This window comes from Streptomyces sp. NPDC056503 (assembly GCF_042794995.1).
GTDB lineage: Bacteria > Actinomycetota > Actinomycetes > Streptomycetales > Streptomycetaceae > Streptomyces.
On record NZ_JBHTST010000023.1, the window covers coordinates 1 to 4,101 of the forward strand.

At 74.3% G+C, this 4,101-nt stretch carries 3 protein-coding genes; 1 reads left to right on the forward strand and 2 read right to left on the reverse strand.

Annotated elements, in window-relative coordinates; all coding sequences use genetic code 11:
- Positions 1 to 53: 53 nt before the first annotated feature.
- Both ACFQ8C_RS09695 and ACFQ8C_RS09700 read right to left on the reverse strand, forming a co-directional pair.
- Complete coding sequence (locus ACFQ8C_RS09695; protein ID WP_383454275.1) at positions 54 to 1,313, reverse strand: FAD-dependent oxidoreductase; 1,260 nt, start codon at positions 1,311 to 1,313, stop codon at positions 54 to 56.
- A 44-nt stretch (positions 1,314 to 1,357) separates the two neighbouring features.
- Positions 1,358 to 2,665, reverse strand: coding sequence for an ATP-grasp domain-containing protein (locus ACFQ8C_RS09700; protein ID WP_383454101.1), 1,308 nt, complete (start codon positions 2,663 to 2,665; stop codon positions 1,358 to 1,360).
- A gap of 200 nt (positions 2,666 to 2,865) precedes the next feature.
- Between ACFQ8C_RS09700 and ACFQ8C_RS09705 the strand changes: the two genes are divergently transcribed.
- A partial coding sequence (locus ACFQ8C_RS09705) for a glycoside hydrolase family 26 protein (RefSeq protein ID WP_383454104.1) occupies positions 2,866 to 4,101 on the forward strand: 1,236 nt, incomplete at its 3' end.

Consider the following 4,101-nt stretch of genomic DNA (forward strand, 5'->3'; position numbering starts at 1 on the left):
GGGCCCGGGGGCGCCGGGGTCACGCCCTTCGTCGGGGGGGGCCGGGCCCGCTCCTACGCCCGCACGGCCGCCGCCCGTTCGCCGCTGCGCGGCCGGCCGACGGCGCCGCCCCCGGTCCCCGCGCGCAACCGCCGCCGCACCCCCTTCACCAGCCGGCCCGCCGTGTAGCCGGCGCCGAAGACGAACCGCATGGCCGGACCGTACGAAGGGGCGGTGACCAGCCCGGCGAGGAAGAGCCCCGGCCAGGACGACTCGAAGAGGGCGCCCGTCTCGGGGGCGCGGACCGGCCCGACCGTGCGCAGCGCGGACCGCAGCACCGGGTCCAGGACCCCGGCCCGGTCGACGGAGGGGACGAAGCCGGTGGCGGCCACGACGTGGTCGGTCTCCAGGACCGCGGACCCGTCCGGGCCCTCGACGTCGAGCCGCAGGCGCCCGTCGTCGGTGACGGCCGCCGAGGCGATCCGGTGCCCGAGGCGGACGTCGGTGACGGCGGCGAACCGCTCGCGCAGCCACCAGGCGCCGGCCGGGCCGAGCGCCGAGTCGAAGAGCCGCGCCCGGGTGGGGGCGGGCAGCCGCCGGAAGACGCCCGGGGTGTCGGCGTACAGCCTGTTCGTCCAGCCGCAGCCGAGTCCGGTGTGCGGGGCGCGCAGGGTGGCCCACGGTCCCCGGTGGAGGGCGGGCGGCAGGGTGTTCCAGCGCAGCCGGTCCGCCCGGGCGACGATCCGCACGGCGGCGGCGCCGGCCTCCGCGAGCAGCGCGGCGGTCTCCAGGGCGGCCTGCCCGGCGCCGACGACGGTGACGTCCCGCCCGGCGAGCGCGCCGAGTTCGCCGTGGTGGCTGGAGTGGGTGACGTACCGGCGGGGGAGGTCCCGGAGCGGGCCGGGGACCTCCATGAAGGGGAGGACGCCGACGGCGAGGGCGACCGTGCGGGCGCGCAGCGTCTCGCCGTCCTCGGCGGTCACGGTGAAGCCCTCGGGGGCCGGGGCCACCGAGGTGATCAGCCGTTCGTCGACGGCGGGGACGGCCTGCCGGGCGAACCAGTCGCCGTAGGCGGCGAAGAAGGAGACCGGGAGCGGGACGCCGTGCTCGGCGCGGACGCCCTGGCCGGCCGCGTAGGCGTCGAGCCCGTACGCGCCGGCCGGGTCGGAGAGGTGCGAGGCCCACGGCTCGGACTTCAGGAACATGCCGGAGGGCATGGCGTGCCAGGACTCCATGGGCCGGCCGAAGGTGACCGGGTCGAGTCCGCGGGCCGCCGCGTGGGCGGCCACCGAGAGCCCGTAGGGACCGGCCCCGACGACCACCAGGTCGTGCACCGGACTCGCCTTCGCCATCGCGTTCGCCATCGTGTCTTCCGTCTTCATCGCTGGGTGAGCTGGGTGGAGGAGGCGCGGCCCGAGGGACCCGGCAGGGTGGCCGGGTGCCGGGGCCGGCGGGTCGCGAGCCGCCGATGGGCCACCGTCAGGGCCCGGCGCAGCAGGTGGCCGAGCCAGGCGCGGGCCATGGCGAGCGCGGGCGCCGGGTCGTCGGCGGCGAACCAGGCGCGCTCGGCCGGCTGCCGGGCGACGTCGGGCTCGGGGGCGTACCGGCGGCGCGGGGAGGCGAGCAGCGAGAGCGCCGCGTAGTTCTCGACGACGAACCGACGGCCGTACGCGGGGGAGTGCGGCGGCACCGGCCGGCCGGTGAGGTCCAGGTGGAGGGCGCGCACCACGTCGAGCCCGTGGCGGTCGGCGAAGAGCCGGAACTGGGCGCCCGGGCGGGGGTTGAAGTCGAGCAGGTGGTACGCCCCGGTGGCCCGGTCGAGCCGGAAGTCGAGGTCGCACACGCCCCGGTGGCCGAGGGCTTCGAGCACCCCGCGGGCGAGCCGGTCCACCTCCGGGTTGGGCGTCCACCGGCCGACGGCGGTGAGCCCGGCCCCGTCCGGCCAGGAGCGCTCCTTGCGGCCGGTGGCCCCGGCGGCGCAGCGGCCGGCGGAGTCCGCGTACCCGTGGAAGAACCAGTCGAGGTCCCGGCCCGGCGGCAGCAGCTCCTGGAGCAGCAGCCGGCTGCCGGCCTGCGGAGTGCGCCCGTACAACTCCCGGACCTCGGCGAGCGAGCGGAGGATCGTCGTACTGCGCAGCCCGGATCCGGTCGGCAGCAGCCAGGGGCGGCTCCACTTGGCGACCACCGGGAGCCCGAGCGACCACGCCATGGCGGCGGCCTCGTCGGCGTCGGAGGGGAGTTCGGTACGGGGGTGGGGGAGGCCCAGCTCGGCGCAGGTCACGGCGAGCGCGGCCTTGTCCGCGACCCGCAGCAGCTGCTCCTCGGTCCGCTCGGGCAGCAGGATCCTGCCCGCGAGCTCGGGGCGGCGGCGGGCCAGCGCGAGGGCGCTGATGTCGTCCAGCGGCACGGCGAGCACGGGAGCTGACGGCGCGTCGGTGATCTCGGCGGCGATCCGGAGCAGCAGCGCGGCCAGTTCGGTGGAGGCCGCCGAGGCGGGCCGGGCGCGGACCGAGCGGACGTACCGCGAGCGGGCGACGGGGCTGTCGCCGGCTTCGACGACCGCGTGGACGGGGATCCCGGCCCGGCCCAGGGAGCGGGCGGCCCCGAGGGTTCCGTGGTGGAAGGGGTTCCGGTCCAGCCGCACGAGGACTGCGGGTACGCGGGTGTCGAAAGACGGCACGGGCATTGCACCTTCATCTCGGGTGCCCCAACTGGGCGATGAAATCCTCTAATGGACTACGAGCGGAGGGAAGTCGAGTTCACGATCGGCTCATTAGGAATACTTTCGGAACATCGGATTGACTGAGCATCAAATAGCGTGGGCGTGAAGGAGTGGCCGTGGAACCTGTCGGAGGAACACCGAGAAGAAGACGGACATGGCTGGGGGTGATCACCGCCGGTCTCCTCGTCTCGGGTTCGGTCGTGCTGTCGGCACCCGCCCACGCCGCCGCATCCCTAACGACGGAGGACCCCGGTCCGACTCTCCCCGCCACCACGGCCATGGGGGCCTTCCTCGATTCCGGTTCGCTCGGGGTCGCCCGGATCGGCCAGCTGGAGCGCTGGCTCGGCGGCCGTGAGCTCCGGGTCGGCCACACGTACCTGCCCGGCGACCTCTGGTCCAACATCGAGGGCCCGCCCGGCTTCCTCGACGCCTGGGCCGACTGGCGCAACGCCAAACGGGACCGCCTCTTCGTCCTCAACGTCCCCATGCTGGAGCGGAACGAGGCGGGCGTCTCCGACCAGGAGGTACGCCGCCAGCTCCAGCTCGGCGCCGCGGGCTACTACGACCACCACTTCCGCACCCTCGCCCAGCGCCTCGTCGAGGCCGGGGCCCTGGACCCGGTCCTCGTGCTCGGCTGGGAGATGAACGGCACCACGTACACCCACCGGTGCGGACCCGATCCGACCGCCTGGAAGAAGTACTGGAACCGGATCGTCACGACCATGCGGTCCGTGCCCGGCCAGAGGTTCCGCTTCGACTTCAACCCCAGCCGCGGCCGGGACGCGGTGCCGTGGACCGAGTGCTACCCCGGCGACGACGTCGTCGACATCATCGGCATGGACTCGTACGACCAGCCGCCCGGCGCGGATTTCGACCGGCACGTGAACGAGCCGTACGGACTCCGCAAGCAGGTCGATTTCGCGGCCGAACACGGAAAGCAGATCTCCTATCCCGAATGGGGGCTCTTCCGGAACGGCGACAACCCGACGTACATGCGGCGCATGCTGGAATGGATCCGGCAGCACAAGCCGCTGTACCACACGATCACGGACTACTGCCCGCACGGCGTCTGGCAGTGCGACGACAATCCGCAGTCGTCACGGGTGTTCCGCGAAATGCTGTACGGGACGGAGCCGTCGGTGCCGGTGGATCCCGTGGATCCCGTGGACCCGGTGGACCCGGTGGACCCGGTGGACCCGGTGGATCCCGTGGACCCCGTGGATCCGGTCGATCCGGTCGATCCGGTCGATCCGGTCGACCCCGTGGACCCCGTGGACCCCGTGGATCCGGTCGATCCGGTCGACCCCGTGGACCCCGTGGATCCGGTCGATCCGGTGGATCCCGTCGACCCCGTGGATCCGGTCGACCCCGTGGACCCGACAGTTCCTGAGCCGAAGCCC